The sequence below is a fragment of the Chryseobacterium sp. C2(2020) genome (genome assembly GCF_014218915.1).
GTDB lineage: Bacteria > Bacteroidota > Bacteroidia > Flavobacteriales > Weeksellaceae > Chryseobacterium > Chryseobacterium mucoviscidosis.
Map to the genome: position 1 here is coordinate 114,590 of NZ_JACLCT010000001.1, position 17,319 is coordinate 131,908.

General features: G+C 37.7%; 14 protein-coding genes. 2 read left to right on the plus strand and 12 right to left on the minus strand.

All coding sequences use genetic code 11. The annotated features are described in order from the left end of the window. Window positions 1-46: 46 nt before the first annotated feature. Window positions 47-1,693, minus strand: a complete 1,647-nt coding sequence (locus H6W52_RS00540) for an ABC1 kinase family protein (protein ID WP_116098137.1) — start codon at window positions 1,691-1,693, stop codon at window positions 47-49. Between the two features lie 938 nt (window positions 1,694-2,631). Between H6W52_RS00540 and H6W52_RS00545 the strand changes: the two genes are divergently transcribed. Further along, entirely contained in the window at window positions 2,632-2,781 is a 150-nt protein-coding gene (locus tag H6W52_RS00545) for a bacteriocin-like protein (protein WP_165763002.1), read from the plus strand. Window positions 2,782-2,819: 38 nt separating this feature from the next. Here the strand turns inward: H6W52_RS00545 and H6W52_RS00550 are convergent, their stop codons facing one another. Continuing rightward, the gene (locus H6W52_RS00550; RefSeq protein WP_116098138.1) at window positions 2,820-4,319 is read right to left on the minus strand and encodes a carbon-nitrogen hydrolase family protein; all 1,500 of its coding nucleotides are present in this window, start codon (window positions 4,317-4,319) and stop codon (window positions 2,820-2,822) included. Between the two features lie 48 nt (window positions 4,320-4,367). Between H6W52_RS00550 and H6W52_RS00555 the strand changes: the two genes are divergently transcribed. After that, window positions 4,368-4,682, plus strand: coding sequence for a hypothetical protein (locus tag H6W52_RS00555; protein ID WP_123891961.1), 315 nt, complete (start codon window positions 4,368-4,370; stop codon window positions 4,680-4,682). 290 nt (window positions 4,683-4,972) lie between these two features. On the opposite strand, the gene guaA is transcribed toward H6W52_RS00555, so the two are convergent. The 10 genes from guaA to ilvN all read right to left on the minus strand — a co-directional run bounded on the left by guaA (window position 4,973) and on the right by ilvN (window position 17,310). Further along, window positions 4,973-6,502, minus strand: coding sequence for a glutamine-hydrolyzing GMP synthase (gene guaA, locus H6W52_RS00560; RefSeq protein WP_116098141.1), 1,530 nt, complete (start codon window positions 6,500-6,502; stop codon window positions 4,973-4,975). A 209-nt stretch (window positions 6,503-6,711) separates the two neighbouring features. Beyond that, window positions 6,712-7,950: a phosphoribosylamine--glycine ligase gene (purD, locus tag H6W52_RS00565; protein ID WP_076393473.1), complete on the minus strand. Its 1,239-nt coding sequence runs from the start codon at window positions 7,948-7,950 to the stop codon at window positions 6,712-6,714. A gap of 117 nt (window positions 7,951-8,067) precedes the next feature. Then, the gene (purH, locus tag H6W52_RS00570) at window positions 8,068-9,585 is read right to left on the minus strand and encodes a bifunctional phosphoribosylaminoimidazolecarboxamide formyltransferase/IMP cyclohydrolase (protein ID WP_076393472.1); all 1,518 of its coding nucleotides are present in this window, start codon (window positions 9,583-9,585) and stop codon (window positions 8,068-8,070) included. Between the two features lie 412 nt (window positions 9,586-9,997). Beyond that, complete coding sequence (gene purN, locus H6W52_RS00575) at window positions 9,998-10,564, minus strand: phosphoribosylglycinamide formyltransferase (RefSeq protein WP_116098142.1); 567 nt, start codon at window positions 10,562-10,564, stop codon at window positions 9,998-10,000. Between the two features lie 62 nt (window positions 10,565-10,626). Further along, window positions 10,627-11,619 carry a phosphoribosylformylglycinamidine cyclo-ligase gene (purM, locus tag H6W52_RS00580; RefSeq protein WP_116098143.1) on the minus strand — a complete coding sequence of 331 codons (993 nt, stop codon included), beginning with the start codon at window positions 11,617-11,619 and terminating at the stop codon, window positions 10,627-10,629. Window positions 11,620-11,900: 281 nt separating this feature from the next. Beyond that, on the minus strand, window positions 11,901-12,452 hold the full coding sequence (locus H6W52_RS00585) for an NADPH-dependent FMN reductase (RefSeq protein ID WP_116098147.1): 552 nt from the start codon (window positions 12,450-12,452) through the stop codon (window positions 11,901-11,903). 204 nt (window positions 12,453-12,656) lie between these two features. Continuing rightward, complete coding sequence (locus tag H6W52_RS00590) at window positions 12,657-13,385, minus strand: pirin family protein (RefSeq protein ID WP_116098149.1); 729 nt, start codon at window positions 13,383-13,385, stop codon at window positions 12,657-12,659. Between the two features lie 112 nt (window positions 13,386-13,497). Next, entirely contained in the window at window positions 13,498-14,766 is a 1,269-nt protein-coding gene (ilvA, locus tag H6W52_RS00595; RefSeq protein ID WP_116098151.1) for a threonine ammonia-lyase IlvA, read from the minus strand. A gap of 138 nt (window positions 14,767-14,904) precedes the next feature. Further along, a complete protein-coding gene (gene ilvC / locus H6W52_RS00600; protein WP_116098153.1) occupies window positions 14,905-16,386 on the minus strand; it encodes a ketol-acid reductoisomerase in 1,482 nt (493 codons plus the stop codon). 333 nt (window positions 16,387-16,719) lie between these two features. Beyond that, complete coding sequence (ilvN, locus tag H6W52_RS00605) at window positions 16,720-17,310, minus strand: acetolactate synthase small subunit (RefSeq protein WP_076393459.1); 591 nt, start codon at window positions 17,308-17,310, stop codon at window positions 16,720-16,722. Window positions 17,311-17,319: the final 9 nt, after the last annotated feature.

Here is a 17,319-nt window from a genome sequence, read left to right on the forward strand (position 1 = left end):
AAACTAAATACTGAACTTGCAGGATTTTGATTTAGAACTGAAAGTTTTACTTTCTCGTAACCCTCAGTAAAATAACAATTACCAGAAATATTGAAAAGATAAATCCTAAAACTGCCACCAAAGACAACTCCCCGATTCTCGGTCCCGATTCTGAAGTAAATACAATAGCCGTTGCAATGATATTTGCGCCTAAAACCATTGCCAGAATAAGATTAATGATGCTTGATTTTATCAGTTGGTTCGTCTTTTCTATATTTTTGATTTCACTGGAAACAGTGAATTTGTTTTCGTCTAATTTCTGTAAAACGGAACGCAGCTCTTTGGGAATTTCGTCTACACTGTCTGTAAACATGAGCATTCTGTCCATTCCTGTTTTTACAATATTTTTCGGACTTATTTTTTTGGTAAATATTTTTTTGGTGTAAGGATAAAGGCTTTTTACCACATCCAGATCAGGATTTATCGTTCTTCCCACTCCTTCAATAAGACTGATTCCTTTGAATAAAAGATAAAAGTAATCCGGCATATGAAGACGGTTATCTTTCAGCACATCTTTCATTTTATTGATGATGACCTGTGCATTAATTTCTTTCAGAGAGGTGCTGTGAACGAAATTCAGAATATCTTCCACATCATTTTCAAATCTTCTTTCATCCGGAATCTCATAACTGATCGCCATTTTTTTCAGGTAGCGGACAATTTTATGCGGATTTTTGGCAACAAAACTTACAATAAGATTTTCAAGGACTTCTTTATCATTCGGCGGAATTTTTCCGACCGCACCGAAATCTATAAAAACTACTTTTCCGTCTTTTTTCACCAAAATATTTCCTGCGTGAGGATCTGCATGGAAAAATCCATAGTCTAAAATCTGGGAAACAAAAAGTCGGAGGCCTGTTTCGGAAATGTTTACAGGATCAATATCGTATTGTAAAAGAGATGCAGTATCCGTTACTTTAATCCCATCAATAAATTCCATACAAAGAACATTATTGTTGGAAAATTCTTCATAAACCTTCGGAACGTAGGTTTCTTTGCTGTTTTTAAAATTTCTTCTGAACTGCAGGATATTTTCCTTCTCATTAATCAGGGAAACTTCTTCCAGTAAAGATTTTTCAAAGGTGGAAATCGCCTGTTTCAGATTGAGCTTCTCTCCTATTTCGGAATAGGAAGAAACAAGCTTTTCCAGATCTTTGATAAGCAGTAAATCGTCCTCGATCACAGACTGAACATCCGCTTTTTTGATTTTCAGAATAATTTCCGTACCATCTATTAATGTTGCTTTATAAACCTGAGCAATGGATGCTGTTGCGAGAGGAATATTCTGAATATCCGCAAAATGATCTTTCACCGAAATACTGAATTCGTTTTCCAATATTTCTTCCACGTTCATTTCAACCGTTTCCACTTTATCCTGAAGTTTTTGCAGTTCCTGAATAAGTTCCGGCGGAAGAAGGTCTTCCCTGTTGCTGAAGGACTGTCCGAGCTTCACAAAAGTAGGTCCCAGTTCTTCCAAAACGAGCCGGATTCTTTCGTAAACAGTTCCTTTTGAAACTACTTCGTCGGAATTGGAGGGAATTTCGTCTTTAGTTCCGCCATTCATTCTTGCCAACAGATCTTTGAAGCCATATTTGCTTAACACAGAAATTAACCGGGCAGATCTTTTTAATTTTCTTTGCTGTTTATCGAACATAATCTGAAATGTAGTTGCAATTTAATTCAAAAATTGTTCCTATTGATAATAATTAATTTTCTATTTTAAATCGCTTTTTTATAATTTTCCCTTTCGGTTTGTTCTGATCGAAGCGCAATGCATTAAAGAATCTATTTCCTAAAACAAAGATCGCGAAGATTTTATTTAAAAAGATTGAAAATATTTTTCGTTCGCAATGGCGTTTTACTCAGCAAATGATAGCAGTGTAATGTCAAGTTTTTATTATCGCAAATTTTTGAATTAAATTTCATTAAATACGATTTGTCATACTGAAAGAAGCGCAGCGGATTGAAGAATCTATATTAAATGCAAAGATCGTGAAGATTTTATTTAAAAGGATTGAAAATATTTTTCGTTCGCAATGGCGTTACACTCAGCAAATGATAGCAGTGTAATGCAAGTTTTTTCTTATCGCAAATTTTGAATATGTTAGAAAGAAACGTAGCAGATTGAAGAATCTATTTCCTAAAACAAAGATCGCGAGGATTTTATTTAAAAAGGTTGAAAATTTTTTTCGTTCGCAATGGTGTTTGGCTACTTCGAATTTTCGATTTCATTCAGGAAATAATAATAAAACTGTTCAATCTTTTCAATATAGTTTGTTTTTCTGCATGAACCTGAACTTAGTATTAGAAATATAAAACTGAAAGATTTGCGCTCAGATTTCTAAGGATTGACAAACTCTGTGGTTATTTTCTACTGTTAATGAAGGAGCTTCCAACCATAGCCCCGATAGAAACGACATCCTTTTTTGTTGCGGCTAGAGTATAAACCGGAGGTTTACGAACGTAGTTCAGGAAGCCGTAACAAAAAAGATACAGTGGATAGCGGGAAAAAGCTCTAAATGAATTTATTACATTTTTTTCTTTAACTTTACCATGACAAAATATTTAAAACCAACTCTAAAAATTATTAAAATGAAAAATTTAAAAAAAGTTTCAAGAGAACAAATGAAAAGTATCGCAGGTGGCGAATTAGTCAGAAACTGCTCGAACAAATGCTGTCCGGATGACGGAAGACCAAGATGTCCCGGATTGATCTGTCTGGCTGTTTTATGTCCGAACTAAAATTTAAAACGGGATGCTGTAAAAGCATCCCGTTTTTTTTATTTAAGATAGGTTTCGTATAAATCTTTTCTCCGATCTTTCATGACCTGAACTGAACCGTGATGGTGAAGATCTTTCAATAAATTGAGGTCTACGTCTACAATTAAAGTCATTTCTGTATTCGGGGTGGCTTCTCCTTTCACCGCATTGGATGGAAACGCAAAATCCGAAGGGGTAAAAACCGCCGCCTGACCAAACTGAATATCCATATTATTGACTCCGGGAAGGTTTCCTACGCAACCTGCAATCGCTACGTAACATTCGTTCTCAATTGCTCTCGCTGCCGCGCAATGACGAACTCTCATATACGCATTTTGGGTGTCTGTAAGATAAGGTACAAAAAGAATTTTCATTCCCTGATCGGCTAAAATTCTCGGAAGCTCCGGAAATTCAACATCGTAGCAAATTACCAGACCTATTTTTCCGCAGTCGGTATCGAAAACACGGATTTCGTTTCCGCCTTTCATTCCGTAATATTTTTTCTCGTTGGGAGTGATGTGGATCTTCCTGTATTCGTCTACTCTGCCGTCTCTGTGAAGAAGATAACTTACATTATACAAATCATTATTTTCGAAAACCGGCATACTTCCGGAAATGATATTGACATTATAACTGATCGCCAGATCTGAGATTTTCATCTTGATCTCTTCGGTTAATTTCGCCAGCTCAATCATACTGTCTCTTTCAGAAAGTTTATTGAATGGAGCTAACAAAGGGGTATTGAACAGTTCAGGAAATAATACAAAATCCGACTTATAATCGCCCATTACGTTAACAAAGAACTCAACCTGTTCATAAAAAGCATTCACATCTTTAAAATGTCTCATCTGCCATTGAACCAATCCCAAACGAATGATGCTGTCCTGCATGGTGTTTGGTTTTTTGCTGTAATAAATATTGTTCCATTGGAGTAAAACTGCGTTTTCTTTGGACGATTCGTCTTCCGGAAGATATTTTTTTAAAACTCTGATGGGTAAAAAGTTATTGGACAACTGAAAAGACAGAACCGGATCATAAATTTCTTTATCTCTTACTCTTCTGATGTATTCTCTTGGTGACAGATCACTGTGTTTATGGTAATTGGGAATTCTCCCTCCTAAAACGATCGATTTCAGATTCAGAAGTTCACAAAGTTCTTTTCTTGCATCGTACAATCTTCTGCCTAAACGGAGTTCGCGGTATTCGGGATCTACAAAGACTTCAATTCCGTACAAAACATCGCCTGTCTCGGAATGGGTGTTGAAGGTATAATTTCCTGTGATATCACTGTATGTATGATCATCACCAAATTCATTATAATTTACAACAATGGAAAGCGCCACCGCAGCTAATTTACCATCTACTGTAATGCAGATCTGTCCTTTTGGAAATATTCTTGTGAGTTTTTCTATACTTTTTTTAGACCAGATTGACTCGGACATTTGCGGATATGCACGTTTCATTGTTATTACTAATTCATCGTAATCCTGTACCGTCAGTGGTCGTGTTTCTATTTGCATTTGATGTAATTTTACTTAAATTTAGTGAAAAAAGTTAGTATTAAAAAAATGAAGGAATTAATTTATAGCAAAATCCAAAAGTATGATTCAAAGATGAAAACTTTTAATATTTCATTTACCGATCATCTATTGCCTATAAATGAGCTGATTAGTTTATACGAACTTAGAAATCATATTGCGAAAAACGAAAATACCAAAAAAAATACAAAGCAGATTTTAAATGACTTTTATTTAATACAAAAACAATCTTACAAGTACATCAAGTTTGTGGTAGCTAGATATGATGGAATAAGCAGAATGTTCTTTTTCAGTGAAGATTACTCTAAAATTTTTTCTGATTTTATATTTGAAAAATTAAACTAATGAAAACTATTTCTGTAGTTATTTTATTGATATCATGGATCTATCTAATTTTATCAATATGTATTCAAGTTGAGTTTTTCCTTGAATTTATTCCCGTTATTTTACTAATTCTAATTATTAACTTTTACATTATTCATCAGCATCATCGGAAAGTTCTACTTTATATCTTAAATGGAATTGTTTTTCTTATTCTGATTTATCTTTTAAGCCTATTAATTTTCCTGAGACAGGATTGGTAGACAAAAAATCCCGCCAAAAGGCAGGATTTATATGTAAAATTCAAGACAAAATTATTCCCACTCGATGGTTGCAGGTGGTTTGCTTGAAATATCGTACGCTACTCTGTTGATTCCTCTTACTTCGTTGATGATTCTGCTTGAAACGGTATCTAAAAACTCGTAAGGAAGTCTGCTCCATGTTGCGGTCATGAAGTCGATCGTGTTTGCGGAACGAACTACTGCTGTGTATTCGTATGTTCTCTCATCGCCCATTACTCCTACAGATTTTACCGGAAGAAGCACCACGAAAGCCTGAGAAACTTTTTCATACAGATCATTTTTGTACAGTTCTTCAATGAAAATATCATCTGCTTCCTGCAAAATTCTTACTTTTTCTGCATCAACTGCTCCTAAAACCCTGATTCCCAATCCTGGACCCGGGAAAGGATGTCTGTGAACCAGATGATGAGGAATTCCCAATTCTTCGCCCACTTTTCTTACTTCATCTTTGAATAATTCTCTCAGAGGCTCAAGCAATTCGAATTCCATATCTTCAGGAAGTCCGCCAACGTTATGATGCGATTTAATTACCGCAGAAGGACCGTTTACCGACTGACTTTCAATTACATCCGGATAAATCGTTCCCTGTGCTAAGAATTTAGCACCTTCAATTTTATGAGATTCTTCATCAAAAACGTGAATAAATTCGTTTCCGATGATTTTTCTTTTGGCTTCAGGATCATCTACTCCGGCTAATTTCGATAAAAATCTTTCGGAAGCATCCACTAATTTAATGTTCATATGGAAATGTTCTCCATAATTATCCATTACTTTTTTACCTTCATCTTTTCTCAGTAAACCTGTGTCTACGAAGATGCAAGTCAACTGGTCGCCAATTGCACGGTGAATTAACACTGCCGCTACAGAAGAATCTACTCCTCCTGAAAGTCCAAGAATTACTTTCTGATCTCCCACTTTTTCACGGATTTCTGCAACGGTTTTTTCGATATAATTGGTTAGTTTCCAGTTTTTCTCTGCATTACAGATTCCGAAAACGAAATTTTCCAGCATTTTTCCTCCTTCTTCGGTGTGGGAAACTTCCGGGTGGAACTGTACACAGTAGATTTTTTTATCTTCATTAGAGATGGAAGCGATTACGCCGGATTTTGCATTTAATTCAAAACCTTCAGGCAATTCTCCCACTTCGTCGAAATGGCTCATCCAAACTATAGAATTGTTGGTAACGCCTTTTAATAAAGACGATTCTTTTATAATTTCAAGGTGTGCTTTTCCGTACTCACCTTTTACGCCTTTATGAACTTTTCCGCCTAAAAGGTGTGCTGTTAACTGCATTCCGTAGCAAATTCCCAGAACAGGAATTCCTTGTTCATATAATTCTTTTTCAACCAAATGGGCATTTTCTGCATTTACAGAACTTGGTCCGCCGGAAAGGATAATTCCTCTTGGCTGTTTTTCTAAAATGGTTTCTAAGGGTGTATTGAATGGTAAAATTTCAGAATATACGCCCATCTCACGGATTCTTCTTCCGATAAGCTGGTTGTACTGTGATCCGAAATCTAATATGATAATACCGTTGTTCATTTTTTATAATTGATGAATAATGATTGATAAATGATTTTATAAAATTGTCTGAAATTATAGCCCCGATTGCAGCGGCATCCTTTTTTGTTATTGCGATTGCTGAGAAGTTCCAAATATTGCTTCACTTTGTTCGCAATGACAAAAAAGATACAGCGGAAAGCGGGAAATAGCTTCTAACAAAAAAAGCCCCGAAAAATCAGGGCATTATTTTAAAACTTTCCGATGTCTTCTCTGTAGAAGCCGTAATCGAAATGTACATGACTTGCATCTTCATACACTTTTTTGCGGGCATCTTCATACGTTGCTCCTGTAGCCACGATGTTCAGTACTCTTCCACCGTTAGAAACTACTTTATCTCCTTTTCTGATGGCTCCTGCGTATAAAAGTTTGCTGTATTTCAGTTTATCTTCGCCCACGATTTCGAAACCGGTTTCGATGTTTCTTGGGTAACCTCCTGAACACATGACAAGACAAACTGCTTTTTCGTCTTTAAATTTAAGCTCGATGTCTTTTCCGTCCATACAATCCTGAATAACATCCAGAAGATTATTTTCCATCAAAGCCATTAAAACCTGCGTTTCAGGATCTCCGAATCTCATGTTGTATTCTAAAAGATAGGTTCCGTTTTTCGTTACCATTAATCCGAAGAAAATGATTCCTTTGAAGCTGAAACCTTCTCCTTTAAGACCTTTAATGGTAGGTTCTAAGATATTTTTTTCGAAATCTGCGTAGTGTTCCTGAGTAAATTCGGGGCTTGGAGCTACGGTTCCCATACCTCCTGTATTGGGTCCTGTATCGCCATTTCCGGCTTTTTTATAATCTTTCGCCGCAATACAAGGGAATAATTTTTCCCCGTTTGAGAATGCGATGATAGAGGCTTCAAATCCTTCTAAATATTCTTCGATCACCAAACGGATTCCTGCATCTCCATAGATTCTTCTGATCATAAAATCATGAATCGTTGCTTCAGCTTCTTCCAATGTATCGCAGATTACCACTCCTTTTCCGCCTGCTAAACCACTTGCTTTAACAACCAATGGAAACTTCTGCGTCTGCACATATTCTTTAGCTTCATTATAGGAATCGAATACTACTGCTTTTGCCGTTTTGATATCATAGGTCTGCATGAATTTCTTAGAGAAAGCCTTACTTCCTTCCAAACTTGCAACTTTCTGATTCGGACCAAAAACTTTAAGATCGTGTTTTTTGAATTCGTCCTTCAAACCTGCTACAAGCGGAGCTTCGGGACCAACAATCGTTAAGTCTACCTTTTCTTTGATGGCAAAATCTCTAAGTTCTTTAATCTCTGATAAATGAACATTTTTTCCAATAACATCAGTGGTAGCGTTTCCGTTGGCAAAAAACATTTTAGAAATTCTCGGGTCATTCTGAAGTTTTGCTGCCAAAGCAGATTCTCTTCCACCTTCACCTATGATTAATATTCTCATACTTTATTTAATTAACTAGTCTATAATTTACAAATATATAATTTTGGATGCTATAAATACAATCTCAAAATATAATTTTAGCCAATCGCTAATAGCCAATGGCGAATTGCTTTACTATTAATGTAAAAAATGTCTAATTCCGGTAAACATCATCGGGATTTTGTGTTCATTGGCGGCATCAATGCTGTCCTGATCTTTTACACTTCCTCCCGGCTGGATGATTGCTGTAATTCCTTCCTGAGCGCAGAAATCTACTACGTCACGGAACGGGAAAAACGCATCTGAAGCCAATACTAAGTCGCCGGAGAATTTTTCTTTGGCTCTTTCGATCGCCTGTTGAGTTGCCCAGATTCTGTTTACCTGTCCTCCTCCGATTCCGAAAGCCTGAATTCCGTTGGAAACGACAATCGCATTGGATTTTACATATTTTACCACTCTCTGAGAGAATAATAATGCTTTTTTCTGCTCTTCTGTGGGCTGAGTTTCTGTGACAACTTTGATGTCATCCGAAAAGATGCTGTCGTTGTCCTGAACCAGAATTCCTCCGTCGATTTTCACCCAGGTCTGTTTGTCTGAAACCGGATTGACAATTTTTATAATTCTTAAGTTCTTTTTCTTTCTTAAAATTTCAAGTGCTTCTTCATCAAATTCAGGAGCCATTACAATTTCAAGGAAGGTTTTATTTAATTCTTCTGCGGTTGCTGCATCGATTTTGTAGTTCATAGCAACAATTCCGCCAAAGATGGAAACCGGATCGCACTCGAAAGTTTTCTGATAGGTTTCCAGAGCTGAAGTTCCGATCGCCACTCCGCAAGGTGTAGAGTGTTTTACTGCACAACAAGCCATTTCTTCTTTGAACTCGGTCACTACTTTCCAGCAAAGATCCATATCCCGAAGGTTGTTGAAAGACAATTCTTTACCTCCCAACTGTTCGAAATCTTTCATTGCTCCGTTTTCGAAAGTAGAAACGTAGTAAGCTGCTGTCTGATGCGGGTTTTCTCCATATCTTAAGTCAGAAACTTTTTTGTAAGAAGCATTAAGATAGGTTGGATATTCTTCTTCTAAAAGCATTCTTGAAATCGCTGCATCATAAGCCGAAGTAAGGTTGAATACTTTTCCTGCCAGTTTTTTACGTGTTTCGATATATGTATCGCCGTTTTGTTCCATTTCGATTTTTACGGTTGCATAATCTTCAACATCCGTGATTACCGTAACCGAATCGAAGTTTTTCGCTGCAGAACGTAGCATTGAAGGTCCTCCGATGTCGATGAATTCTACCTTTTCGTGAAGAGAAATGTTTTTGTTTACATTTTCGAAGAAAGGATAAAGATTTACAATTACCATGTCAATCAGTCCAATTCCGTGTTCCTGAACAGTATTCATGTGTTCTTCGTTGGAACGAACCGCCAACAAACCACCGTGAACTTTCGGGTGTAATGTTTTCACTCTTCCATCCAACATCTCAGGAAAATTGGTAACCTCATCAATCTGAATCGGATTTAAACCAGCGTCTTTCAAATGTTTGAACGTCCCTCCTGTAGAAATCAATTCATAATTTTGGGCTTCCAAAAACTGCGCGAATTCGGTTAATCCGCTTTTGTCAGAAACACTGATTAAAACTCTTTTTTTGCTCATTTTACTTTCGATTTTTTACTTTTTACAGCTATTTCAAACTGTAGACCGGTTCTTTCACCTCCGGTCTTTTTATTTTTACTTAGATTTTTCTTGTTTTTCGAAATAATAAAATCTAAATGTGTTTTTCATTAAAGAGATGATTTCCTTCGACAAGCTCAGGATAAACTCTTGGCTCAGCGTTACATCTCTAATACTAACTATTTTTCCGTTCTGTTTATCATGCTGAAAGCATCTCAACTAAGCTTAGATTCCTACAGAATGACAAACTAAGTGGCTAGATTTTGCATTGTCAGGCTGAGCTTGTCCAAGCCTTTCATTGTTGTTAGTTTTTTAACCACCCCGTCAAAAATTCTTTGAATTTTTGCCACCCCTCCAAAAGAGGGGAATTTTTTGTATCGCTAATAATTAATGTCTAATTATTATTTAATACTTTGTTTATCGCAATTGGGAAAATTTCATATTCTATTAGGTGAACTTTTTCCGCTACGCTTTCGGGAGTATCGTCTTCTGTAATTTCGAATGATTTCTGAAGGATGGCTTCTCCTTCATCGATTCCTGAAGTTACAAAGTGTACGGTTGCTCCGCTTTCTTTTTCTTTTGCTTCGATCACGGCATTGTGAACATGATGTCCCCACATTCCTTTTCCTCCGAATTTCGGAAGCAAAGCCGGATGAATATTGATTATTTTTCCGTTCCATTTTTCACAGAACTCGGGTTTCAGAATGGATAAAAATCCTGCTAAAACGATTAAGTCTGTATTTTGAGGAATTTTTTCAGCCAGTTCTTTACTGAAGTTTTTCCCTCTCGGAATCAGAATATTTTCTATGTTATGGTTTTTTGCTCTTTCCAGTCCGTAACATTCTCTGTCGGCAATCACTAACGATACTTTTGTATTGCGGATTTCTCCATTATCAATGGTATCGATGATTCTCTGAAGATTGGTTCCTGAACCTGAAACGAGTATGACAAGATTCTTCATGATTAGTCAATTTGAAAATTAGTTAATTTGAAAATGGAATACATTATCTAATTGGTAAATTTTCAAATTTTCAAATTGATTTTTTCGCTTTCTTCTGTAATTTCTCCGATTTCGTAAGCATCGTCTAAAAGGTGCAATACTTTTTCGGCGTGTTGTGCATCCACTACAACGATCATTCCGACTCCCATGTTGAATGTTCCGAACATTTCTTCACGCGCAACTCCTCCTCTTTTTTCCAGTTCTAACATAACTGTTGGAATCTGGATTTTTGAAGCATCAATCGATGCGCAAAGTCCGTCGCCAATAATTCTTGGAATATTTTCGTACAAACCACCTCCTGTGATATGCGCGATCCCTGAAACTTCTACTTCTTCAAGAATTTTATGAATATCTTTGTAATATAGTCTTGTTGGAACCAAAAGCGTTTCGTACAAAGGCTTTCCTTCGAATTCTTCGTTGAAATCCGGGAACACTTTTCTTACCAGAGAGAATCCGTTTGAATGGAATCCTGAACTTGGCAACGCAATAATTTTGTCTCCTGCTTTGATTTTTGAACCATCAATAATCTGATCTTTTTCAACGATTCCTACGCAGAATCCTGCAACATCGTAATCTCCAGGTTGGTACATTCCCGGCATTTCTGCGGTTTCTCCGCCGATTAATGCACAGTTATTGTCTTTGCAGGCTTCTACCATTCCTAAAACGATTTCAGCGGCAATTTCGGAGTCTAATTTTCCACAAGCCAGATAATCAAGGAAAAATAATGGTTTTGCCCCGTGACAAAGAATATCATTGGCACACATTGCGAAGCAGTCTACCCCGATAGAATCATATTTTTTTGAGTCTAATGCGACTTTCAGCTTTGTTCCTACTCCGTCTGTTCCGGAAACCAGAACCGGATTTTTGTATCCTCCGATCTCATAGAACGCTCCAAAGCTCCCCAAATGATTGAGTACATTGGAATTGTGCGTTTCGCCCACCGCTTTTTTGATCTTATCAACGGTTTTGTATCCTTCTTCTTTGTCTACTCCTGCTGATTTGTACGTGTTGCTCATAATATTTTAATAATCTAACAATGTATCAGTTTAGCAATGTAACAATGTTTTGAATTGGTAAATTTCTGCATTACTGAATTGGTACATTTTATTTTTACTTTTTATTCAAATTCAGAAAACAAAAAAGCCGACAATCTTGGTAGATTATCGGCCGTTGTTTTATCTCAGAATTTCAGAGTCCACAATATTCCCTTTCTTGGAGAAACATTCTTTAAAAGTGGTCTGAATTTTCATCTTTTTTCCTTTTTGCAAAGATATTAATTTTATATTAATTTTCAAATCTATTTTTCAAGAATAGATTCCAAGGCAGAAATTTTCTGAATTTTTTCTTTTAATTCGCTGTCTTTCTCTTCGTTAGAAATTTTCTGAGCCGCTTTATCAAAATTATCATTAAAGAAAGGCAGTGTGAAGGTATCTACAATATTTCCGCCATGAAGAGGAAAACGTTTTCCTGAAGCTTCCAAAACGCCTAATCCGCCTCTTGCTCCCGGAGCTGTTGCCATTAACAGCATTGGTTTCTCGTTCCAGACTGCTCTGTCTTTGATTCTTGATGTCCAGTCGAATACATTTTTGAATGCTGAAGAGTAGGTTCCGTTATGTTCTGCCAGAGAAACCAGTAAAACATCTGCTCCGTCGATTTTTGAGGCAAAGTCTTTTGCTTCCTGCGGAACTCCGCTTTCCACTTCACGCTGGTGTTTGTAGATCGGCATTTCAAATGCGTTCATGTCTACGATTTCCACGTCTGCGTTTGGAATTAATGAAGCTGCGTAAGTTACCAGCATTTTATTGATTGATGTATCGGAATTGCTTCCTGCTATTGCTAAAACTTTCATTGTTCTAATTTTTGTTTTCTTAATGGGTTTAGCCCTTGTTATTTATATTGAACCACTTCGTGGTTTGTTGATCTTTTGTCGTTTTTACCATGAGTTTCACCCACGGCTACTCATATTGAATCACTTCGTGGTTCCCTGACCGAAATCATATCTTTGCTATTTAACTTTTTAATGATATCGATTGGGCGATGCAAAATTAAGGGTTTATTTGAGATATGAAGGTAATTCCATTGGAACTTCCATTAATAATATTTCTGTGTCTTCTACGGCTTCAATGTTGAAACTTTGAGTATCCCAGATTCCTAAGCCGTCTCTTTCATTTAAAATACGGTCTCCGATTTTTGCGCTTCCTTTCAGTACAAAAGCATAGACTCCGTTTCCTTTTTTGTTCAGCGTGTAGTTTTTGCCGTTTCCTTTGGTAAAATTGGCAAGATTGAACCATGCATCCTGATGAATCCAAACGCCGTTGTCATTTTTATCGGGAGATAAGATCTGCTGGAAGCCGTTTATTTTTTCGCCTTCTTTAATGCTTTGCTGATCGTATCTTGGTTCTACTCCGACTTCTCTCGGGAATACCCAGATCTGTAAGAATTTTACTGCCTGATCTTTATTTTTGTTGTATTCGCTGTGCATTACTCCGGTTCCGGCACTCATTACCTGAATTTCTCCTTTTTTAATGACTGCTGTAGTTCCCATAGAATCTTTATGTTCCAGATCTCCTTCCAACGGAATGGAAATAATTTCCATGTCTCTGTGTGGGTGCGTTCCGAAACCCATTCCCTGAGTGACGGTATCGTCATTTAACACTCTCAATACTCCGAAGTGTGTTCTTTCAGGATTCTGGTAATTGGCAAAACTGAATGTGTGATAAGAGTTTAACCATCCGTGATTGGCGTGACCTCTTGTGTCTGCTTTATGATATACTGTTTTCATAATGTTTTTATTTTATGATACAAATATACAGGAGATAAACGGCTAAACTGTTGATGTAAGATAAGAACGACAAAATCCGCCTTTTCAGCGGATTTATTGTTTGTTTTTGATATTACACAAGCATATTGAGAACATCGGGGTTTTCATTGAGATACGATTCAAAATAATCCAGACTCTGCATTCTCTGTCTGAGTCCTTCGAAGTCTGATGGATCGGAAAGCTCGATTCCGACAATTGCCAAAGCTGTTTCTCTGGAGTTTTTCTTGGTGTATTCAAAATGGGTGATATCATCGTTTGTTCCCAATACATTGAGGACAAAATCTTTAAGAGCACCGGGACGCTGCGGAAATTTTACCATAAAGTAGTGCTTAAGACCGTTGTAGAGCAAAGCGCGTTCTTTAATTTCCTCCATTCTGGTAATATCGTTATTGCTTCCGCTGACTATGCACACTACATTTTTTCCTCTAATCTGCGTTTTATACTGCTCCAATGCAGAGATTGATAATGCTCCGGCAGGTTCCAGTACGATAGCGTCTTTATTGTAAAGCTTAAGAATGGTTTCACAAATTTTTCCCTCGTCTACGGAAATGCAATCTGAGAGTGTGTTCCTGCAAATTTCAAATGTTAAATCTCCTACTTTTTTCACGGCTGCTCCGTCTACAAAGCTATCAATTTCAGTAAGCTCGGTATTGATTTTGTTTTCTATGGATGTTTTCATGGAAGGCGCTCCTTTCGGTTCTACGCCTATAAGTTGGGTTTCTGCGGAAAGTTCTTTAAATACGGTGGAAATTCCGGAGGCGAGTCCTCCTCCACCAATCGGAATAAAAACAAAGTCTGTTGCTTCTTTTTTCTGTTCTAAAATTTCGAGTGCGACTGTTGCCTGTCCTTCAATGATCTGAACGTCATCAAAAGGATGAATAAAGGCAGCGCCGGAAGTTTCTGCAAAATCCAAAGCGGCTTTTTTGGATGCATCAAAGGTGTCTCCGAAGAGTTTAATGTCTACAAAATGACCGCCAAACATTTCTACCTGTTCCAGCTTTTGTTTTGGTGTGGTTACGGGCATGAAAATGGTTCCCTTTATCTGGAGCTGCTTACATGAAAAAGCAACTCCCTGAGCATGATTTCCTGCACTTGCACAAACTATTCCTTCTGAAGTTCTGCCTTCGTTGAAAAGGGTTTTTATTTTATGATAAGCGCCTCTTAATTTGTAGGATCTTACCGGCTGTAAGTCTTCTCTTTTAAGGTAAATATGCGCATCAAATTTTTCCGACAAACGGGCGTTGTATTGCAAAGGGGTGTAATTCACCACGTTTTCGATTCTTTTTCTTGCCAGTATGACGGATTCGAGTGTGGGAAGTGTGCGTGTTTTATTTATCTTCATTTATTTTACCGGTTTTTATGGTCTTTATTTCCTGAAAGCGGAAATGTCTCGCAGCCCGACCTGAGTGGAGCTCTTTTTCTTTTTCGAGAAAAGAAAAAAGCGGGAACGGAGGGCGGAAATAGCTGCCCCAAAAAATTTTTATACGGTTTTTATGGATTTCATTGCCGTCATTGCCTGACGAAGTTTTCTGCCGACCGTTTCTACCGGATGGTTTCTGAGGGTGTCGTTAACGTGAACCAATTGCGCATTGTCTACGGACGCGTCTTTTCCTTCGTTGAAGTTTTTTCCTGCGAGGTCTGTATCTACTTTTTTCATGAAGTCTGCCAAAAGGGGTTTACAAGCCTGATCGAAGAGGTAACAGCCATATTCTGCGGTATCGGAAATCACGCGGTTCATCTCGAATAGTTTTTTTCTGGCGATGGTATTGGCAATGAGGGGAGCTTCGTGCAGGGATTCGTAATAGGCAGATTCCGGTTTTATTCCTGCTTCCACCATGGTTTCGAAAGCGAGTTCTACGCCTGCTCTTATGAATGCGGACATGAGGAGATAATGATCGAAATATTCCTGTTCGGAGATTTTAACGTCTCCCGCCGGAGTTTTTTCAAAGGCTGTTTCGCCGGTTTCCGCACGCCATTTCAAAAGGTTGGCATCTCCGTTTTCCCAGTCCTGCATCATGGTTTTGGAGAATTCTCCGGAGATGATATCATCCTGATGTTTCTGGAAAAGCGGGCGCATGATGTGTTTCAATTCTTCGGAAAGTTCAAATGCTTTGATTTTTGCAGGATTGGAAAGTCGGTCTAACATTCCGCTCACACCGCCGTGTTTCAGTGCTTCTGTGATCACCTCAACGCCGTATTGAACGAGCTTGGAAGCATAACCTGCATCAATACCTTTTTCTACCATTTTGTCAAAGGAAAGAATGGAGCCAGTCTGCAAAAGTCCGCATAAAATGGTCTGTTCTCCCATTAAATCTGATTTTACTTCTGCCACAAAGGATGATTTTAATACTCCTGCTTTATGTCCGCCAGTTGCCACACAATAGGCTTTTGCTTCTGCCCATCCTTTTCCCTGAGGATCATTTTCGGGATGTACGGCAATAAGTGTGGGTACTCCAAAACCTCGAAGGTATTCTGCACGGACTTCGGAACCGGGACATTTTGGGGCAACCATGATTACGGTGAGGTCTTTACGGATCTGCATTCCTTCTTCTACGATGTTGAATCCGTGGGAATAGGACAATGTAGCTCCTTCTTTCATGAGTGGCTGTACGGTGTTGATTACGGAAGTATGCTGTTTATCGGGGGTTAAATTGATGACTAAATCTGCCGTGGGAATAAGTTCCTGATAAGTTCCTATGTGAAAGCTGTTTTCTGTGGCATTTTTCCATGAGTCTCTTTTTTCGTCGATGGCTTCTTTTCTGAGGGCGTAGGAAACATCTAGTCCGCTGTCTCTTAAGTTAAGCCCCTGATTAAGTCCCTGAGCGCCACATCCGACGATTACTATTTTTTTTCCTTTTAAAGCTGCTACACCATCGGAAAATTCTGTACTGTCCATAAATTCTGCCTGTCCAAGCTGATGCAATTTTTCTCTTAGTGATAAGGTATTGAAGTAATTTGCCATATTTTTGGGTAAAATGTAAAAAGTATTAAGTAAAATGTTTACTGTAACTACTTTTCAGGATTAATATTTTTATTTTAGGTTTTGTTTTGAATGTTTTTTGAATATCCGTTAAACAACCTATTACTATGCACTGATATAAAAATCAATTATTTATAACAGGCACTTCGACAAGCTCAGTGTGACACCTCTAATACTAAACGCTTGATTTTTAACTATGTCAAGCTGAGCCTGTCGAAGCTTTAGGTTAATAAACGGACAATGAAAGAATGTTTTGAAACAATAAAACATTGTATTCAAATTCAATTCAGGATTTAAATGTTTTTGACTGATCTGTTACATGGTAAAAACATCATCCCGCTTATCGAGATATTCATTTTCTACGATATGCGGAGAGGGTTCACGATTTTCAAACTGAAGTACTTTTTGGTGGATTCCCGCGCTGTTTTTAATGATGGCGATTCTGGCACCGCGAACAAATTCTATAAGACCGTATTTGTTAAGTTCTTCGGTTAATCTGTCTATTTCTTCACGATGTCCTGCTGTTTCAAAAACGATATAATCCTGACGGATGACTACGGTTGATGCGCCATACTGCCGAAGCAGCCGCTCTACATATACTTTTTCGGTAACCACATCTGCGGGTACTTTGTAAAGTGCCTGTTCCTGCCATACAATTTCATCGTCTGTATTGTAATAGGCTTTCATTACATCGATCTGTTTTTCCAATTGCCGGCAGAGTTTCCTCACTACTTCTTCGTTCTCCTGGATAACGATGGTGAATCTGTGAATGCCTTCTACTTCTGAAGGTGAGGTATTCAGACTCTCAATATTGATTTTTCTCCGTGAGAATATTCCCGATATTCTGCCGATTAATCCCACTGAATTTTCGGTGTATAATGTGATGGTAAATTCCTGTTTTTCCATTTTCTTTTT

What these genes read in the sequence shown, in the direction of transcription:
- H6W52_RS00585 (WP_116098147.1), bottom strand. Translation starts at nt 12,452, where the DNA reads ATGAAAGTTTTAGCAATAGCAGGAAGCAATTCCGATACATCAATCAAT.
- ilvN (WP_076393459.1), bottom strand. Translation starts at nt 17,310, where the DNA reads ATGGAAAAACAGGAATTTACCATCACATTATACACCGAAAATTCAGTG.
- purD (WP_076393473.1), bottom strand. Translation starts at nt 7,950, where the DNA reads ATGAGAATATTAATCATAGGTGAAGGTGGAAGAGAATCTGCTTTGGCA.
- purM (WP_116098143.1), bottom strand. Translation starts at nt 11,619, where the DNA reads ATGAGCAACACGTACAAATCAGCAGGAGTAGACAAAGAAGAAGGATAC.
- ilvA (WP_116098151.1), bottom strand. Translation starts at nt 14,766, where the DNA reads ATGAAGATAAATAAAACACGCACACTTCCCACACTCGAATCCGTCATA.
- ilvC (WP_116098153.1), bottom strand. Translation starts at nt 16,386, where the DNA reads ATGGCAAATTACTTCAATACCTTATCACTAAGAGAAAAATTGCATCAG.
- H6W52_RS00555 (WP_123891961.1), top strand. Translation starts at nt 4,368, where the DNA reads ATGAAGGAATTAATTTATAGCAAAATCCAAAAGTATGATTCAAAGATG.
- purH (WP_076393472.1), bottom strand. Translation starts at nt 9,585, where the DNA reads ATGAGCAAAAAAAGAGTTTTAATCAGTGTTTCTGACAAAAGCGGATTA.
- H6W52_RS00540 (WP_116098137.1), bottom strand. Translation starts at nt 1,693, where the DNA reads ATGTTCGATAAACAGCAAAGAAAATTAAAAAGATCTGCCCGGTTAATT.
- H6W52_RS00590 (WP_116098149.1), bottom strand. Translation starts at nt 13,385, where the DNA reads ATGAAAACAGTATATCATAAAGCAGACACAAGAGGTCACGCCAATCAC.
- guaA (WP_116098141.1), bottom strand. Translation starts at nt 6,502, where the DNA reads ATGAACAACGGTATTATCATATTAGATTTCGGATCACAGTACAACCAG.
- H6W52_RS00545 (WP_165763002.1), top strand. Translation starts at nt 2,632, where the DNA reads ATGAAAAATTTAAAAAAAGTTTCAAGAGAACAAATGAAAAGTATCGCA.
- purN (WP_116098142.1), bottom strand. Translation starts at nt 10,564, where the DNA reads ATGAAGAATCTTGTCATACTCGTTTCAGGTTCAGGAACCAATCTTCAG.
- H6W52_RS00550 (WP_116098138.1), bottom strand. Translation starts at nt 4,319, where the DNA reads ATGCAAATAGAAACACGACCACTGACGGTACAGGATTACGATGAATTA.